Source organism: Flavobacterium cyanobacteriorum (assembly GCF_002251835.1).
In the GTDB taxonomy this organism is placed as follows: Bacteria; Bacteroidota; Bacteroidia; order Flavobacteriales; family Flavobacteriaceae; genus Flavobacterium; species Flavobacterium cyanobacteriorum.
This window is the reverse complement of the sequence record NZ_NOXV01000128.1, coordinates 1-4,444: the sequence shown is the minus strand read 5'-3', so window position 1 is coordinate 4,444 and position 4,444 is coordinate 1. Positions and strand designations below refer to the sequence as shown.

The following is a 4,444-nucleotide window of genomic DNA, read 5'->3' as shown; positions in this document are numbered from 1 at the left end:
GTTAAATACTATGTCGTCTATGTCGTTCATACCATTACTGCTAACGGTTTGCGGCTTTGCGAAGTGGCGGATTTTCAGCACAAAACTTCAATCGAAGCACTTCACTTTGTTTTAGCACTAAACTGTCTTAGAAGCACTTAACCCGCCATTTTACAAAACCGCTGTTAGCCGATCGCCCTTCTTCTTCGTCAAGTTTAGTTCTGTTTTATATTCTTCTTTTGGTTCTTCTACTAAGAATAATTCTAGTTCTTTTTTGTCATTGAAACCACCAATTTTTTGTCTGTAAGTAGCTGCTGTTTTTGGGTTTTCAATTTCAAACTTTCTGTTTTTGCTTATTGTCAAAAATTCTTCTTCTTGGTCAATACCTAAAAATCGTCTGTTTGCCAAATTTGCTGCAATGCCTGTTGTCGAACTACCTGTAAATGGGTCTAAAATCCAAGCGTTTGGCTTTGTCGAAGCCAAAATAAGTCTTGTCAAAACAGAAAGAGGCTTTTGTGTTGGGTGTTTACCACACGATTTTTCCCAAGGTGCAATTGCCGGAAGTTTCCAAACATCTTTCATTTGCTTGTCTCCGTTGACTTGCTTCATTAGTTCATAGTTGAAATAATGAGGAACTTTCTCGGATTTTCTTGCCCAAATGATTTGTTCTGTCGAGTAAGTAAAATAGCGGCAAGAAAAATTCGGTGGGGGATTGGTCTTTTCCCAAGTGATGATGTTCAAAATCTTAAAGCCTAATTCTGTCAAGATTTGTCCAACCGAAAAAATGTTGTGCATTGTTCCGCTTATCCAAATAGTTGCATCATCTTTCATTTTATCACGAACTAATGAAAGCCATTTGCGATTGAACTCGTTTATGTATTCAAAGCCGTGAGATTTATCCCAACCCATTATTTATGATAAATAGTAAAGAAGTAAAAATATTTTATAATCGACTTCATCGACAAATTCACAAGGTTCATTCAAAGGAATTTCATTATCAGAAATTACAATTAAAACTTCTGGAGTTATTTTTGCCACCTTTGAAATAATATCCTTACCCCAAAAAGTGATATTGTCACCTTCTACCATATAAAAATTGCTTCCATTTGAAAGTAAGTCAAAGCTTATAATTTCTTTCTTTGGAAATATGTCAATTTCAGTTGAAACAAAGTCTTCACTGTCTAAAACAATTTCTTCGTTCCTATACATTTCTTGAACTTTAGAGATAGCTTCATCGCTTGAGTTGGCTTGAACTTCAATAATTCTTGATAAGAACTCTTGAACTTCAATTTTAAATGTCTCCATATTGAATCTTTTTATATTGTCCACGACCAACAAACTCAATTATTCCTTTATCACGTAACAATTGCAGTTGCTGTCTGATTTTATCTTTAATGAAATTATTGTTAGGATATTTCAGCTTAAGTTTTTTCTCAAAAGCATAGACTTCATCAAGGTAAAACACATCGGATTTTATTTCGTCAATACATTTCATAACATCTAAAATCCACCCCTTGGCATCACTTGACTTTTGTCTTAAGAATAAAGTTTTATTAAAAGATTGCTTAACAATTTCTTGGTCAATTACTTTGGCGTTTTTTACTAAAAACACCTTTCCCGATTCTGCAACTTTAGAAATATCAATATTGCATCCAATCCATCCTGCTCTTCTTGCTGTTGGAGCCAAGGGTGTCCTTTTGATTATTATTTCTTCTGTAAAAAATTGCTTAGGAATAATCAAGAAATCATTGACAGTCCAATTTTTAGAATAAGTAAGAAAGAAAAAATTTGGATTATTTTCAGAACAAATTCTTTCAATCATTGTAGAATATGCACCATCTGTAATTGTATTTGTGAGTTTTCCAACTTTACTTTTTAACTCAAATTCTTCTGAACATTTCTTGCAATAAAAATCTGCAACAGGTCTATTATTTTCAAAATCACTTAGAGGTAAATCTCCACAACTTGGACAATAAGAATTTGCAAGAACCCAATTTTCTGTTAGAACCCTTGCTATTTGAGAATTGCTTTGATAACCTTCTGCAAGTTTTTTATTAAACGATAAGTTCATTATTGGCAGTAAGTTGCGTTAGGGATAGTAGTGGAAAGCCCGCAGCGAAGCGAGGACTTGGAACGGATAGCCCGACCCGATAGGGGAACGCCCAAATAAAATTTTTCAGGATTGGCATTAATGCTTCTACTTGCATCTACTCTTTGTATGTTGAAGTCAGAATATAAGTCGTCAAAGAAATTATCGTTTTTGTCCTTGCCCTTAACATCTGAATTGCTCAAAATCCAAGTATGATTTAGTGCATCAAGTTTGTGGCAAAAATCTCTTAATCTTATCTGTTCTGCATCAGTAAACTGGTCTTTTGCGTATGAGTTGAAACTGGAAGTTTCGCTTAATGGCTTGTAGGGAGGATCGAAATAAAATAACGTGTTGTTGTCAGCGTGATTTAGCGTTTTTTCATAGTCACCACAAAGAATCTCCACTTTTTGAAGTGCTTGGCTTACTGCCAAAATATTTTCTTTATCGCAAATTGTCGGTCTCTTATAACTGCCCATTGGCACGTTGTATTCGTTTTTTCGATTAACTCGATAAAGTCCGTTGAAGCAAGTTCGATTGAGAAAAATAAACAAAGCGGCTTGTCCGCTTTGTTCTTCTTTTCTTTTGTTATACAGTTCTCTTTTAGAGTAGTAATATTCTTTTTTTGCTTCGTCTTGTCCTTCTAGTCCGTGAAATTCGTTTTGTAAAGTTTGAAGAATTGAAATCAGTTCTTTGGGTTTTGAAGCTATTGTTCTGTAAGTTTTTATTAAGTCTTCATTAATGTCGTTAATAACTGCTTTTTGGAGGTTTGGAAAGTTGTTTAAGACCCAAAACAGAACTGCACCACTTCCAACAAAGGGTTCAACGTAGGTGAATTTGTCTTTGCAAAGGTCTTTTGGCAAAGCCTTTTCAATGTCGTTAATGAGCTGTGTTTTACCACCTGCCCACTTTAAAAACGGTTTTGCTATTCTGTCTATCATTAGTCCTTTATATTATTTTTTTTGCTTCAAGCAAATTTACAATTTTCATTTTTCTTATTCTCCGTTTCGGTCAGTTAATTGTCAACCGATTTTGTCTGTTCGGTCGTCTTTTAGGGTTGCACACAACGTTCCCACGCTTTGCGAGGTTGCGGGCTAAATAAGCCTTTACTTTAAGGTTATAACTAAACTTTATTGATTTGCCAAAACTTTAAATTAATCACTTACCCCGCAATCTTGCAAAACGTGTGTTGTATGAAGCCATTATTTTTACTAAAACTCTAACTGGTCAAAAGAATTAATGTTTTTTAACAATTTTTTGTTTTTATCAAAGACTATTATTTTAGGTAATTCTATAGATATACCTAAAGAAAAATCTGAAGGAAAATTATTTTTTTTATCAATTAAAACAGGAATATTTATCTCTTTAAGTTGTTCATAATTGATAAAATTTTTAATCACATCTATATTTTTTTCAGTAGTTACCAATAATATTTGATGCTTTTTTTGCAATCTTTTATAGTTTTCAATATTATTAATAAGCTCTTTACAATCATCACATTTACAAGAAAAATAAACAAAAACAATATTTTTATTTGATATTTCAATAGATTTATCCGAAAAAAAATTATTTTCTAAAGTCTCATATTCAAAAGAAGGAATTTCGGAAAATGGTTTAAATCTTGAATAGAAAAATAGAGAAATAAAAATTAAAGATAGAACAATAATGATTTTTATGAATTTTTTCATTTTATTATTTTATAGGTTGCTAAGTCAATTTTTTTTATTTTTGAAAAATCAAAAGATAAAGTAGGTTCTTTTCTGCATTTGTTTGTAAATATTGAGTTTTTAAAATAACCATCAAGTACTTGTAATTGACTATCAAAGCGATATGTAACTAATTCATATTTTCCACTTTCATTTTTATTATATTTGATAAAACTTTCTTCGTTAAGAATTTTAAAATTAATTATATTATCTTTTATAACCACATTTCGTTTATTTTTTTTATCAATTGATGAAAGGCAATTAAATTCATAAATACCAAAATCTTCTATATCAACAATCAAATATCCATTATAAGGAAATTCTTTATTACTTTTTTTGTGTTCAAATTCAATTTTATATAAACCATCTGATTTTGATAATGAATAATTAAATTCCTTTTTGTTTTTAATAATAAATAATAGTTCTGTACTTAAATATGGTTCATTAGAATGCAGATAGCTAAAATTAAAATAAATTTCATTATTTCTTAATGAATAGATTGGACGTCTATCTGGAGTTAATTTAAAATTATTAATAATATTTTTTTCGTTTTCACAATAATAACCATCTTTTCCTTTGTATAAAAGTCTTTTATTTATAAAAGTTAATGTGTCTTGCTCATTTTTAAATATGAAGTGGTTTAAACTTATTTGTTAAATAAAAAAGGGTTGAC

Annotated in this window: 5 protein-coding genes and 1 pseudogene; all 6 read right to left on the bottom strand. The window is 30.6% G+C overall.

The genetic code is table 11. The annotated features are described in order from the left end of the window. Positions 1–150 precede the first annotated feature (150 nt). Positions 151–882: pseudogene (locus tag CHU92_RS01735) on the bottom strand (DNA-methyltransferase); the annotation flags it as partial. Positions 883–891: 9 nt separating this feature from the next. Next, positions 892–1,284, bottom strand: a complete 393-nt coding sequence (locus tag CHU92_RS01730; protein ID WP_094411981.1) for a DpnD/PcfM family protein — start codon at positions 1,282–1,284, stop codon at positions 892–894. Beyond that, positions 1,271–2,050 carry a DpnI domain-containing protein gene (locus tag CHU92_RS01725; protein ID WP_094411979.1) on the bottom strand — a complete coding sequence of 260 codons (780 nt, stop codon included), beginning with the start codon at positions 2,048–2,050 and terminating at the stop codon, positions 1,271–1,273. Before CHU92_RS01725 ends, CHU92_RS01730 begins: the two co-directional genes overlap by 14 nt. Then, a complete protein-coding gene (locus CHU92_RS01720; RefSeq protein WP_094411978.1) occupies positions 2,050–3,006 on the bottom strand; it encodes a DNA adenine methylase in 957 nt (318 codons plus the stop codon). The genes CHU92_RS01725 and CHU92_RS01720 overlap by 1 nt, the downstream gene beginning before the upstream one ends. A gap of 270 nt (positions 3,007–3,276) precedes the next feature. Then, positions 3,277–3,753 carry a redoxin domain-containing protein gene (locus CHU92_RS01715; protein ID WP_094411976.1) on the bottom strand — a complete coding sequence of 159 codons (477 nt, stop codon included), beginning with the start codon at positions 3,751–3,753 and terminating at the stop codon, positions 3,277–3,279. After that, entirely contained in the window at positions 3,750–4,073 is a 324-nt protein-coding gene (locus CHU92_RS01710; protein WP_094411974.1) for a hypothetical protein, read from the bottom strand. The genes CHU92_RS01715 and CHU92_RS01710 overlap by 4 nt, the downstream gene beginning before the upstream one ends. Positions 4,074–4,444: the final 371 nt, after the last annotated feature.

Coding starts and splice junctions, on each gene's coding strand:
- CHU92_RS01730 (WP_094411981.1), bottom strand. CDS start 1,284: ATGGAGACATTTAAAATTGAAGTTCAAGAGTTCTTATCAAGAATTATT.
- CHU92_RS01725 (WP_094411979.1), bottom strand. CDS start 2,050: ATGAACTTATCGTTTAATAAAAAACTTGCAGAAGGTTATCAAAGCAAT.
- CHU92_RS01720 (WP_094411978.1), bottom strand. CDS start 3,006: ATGATAGACAGAATAGCAAAACCGTTTTTAAAGTGGGCAGGTGGTAAA.
- CHU92_RS01715 (WP_094411976.1), bottom strand. CDS start 3,753: ATGAAAAAATTCATAAAAATCATTATTGTTCTATCTTTAATTTTTATT.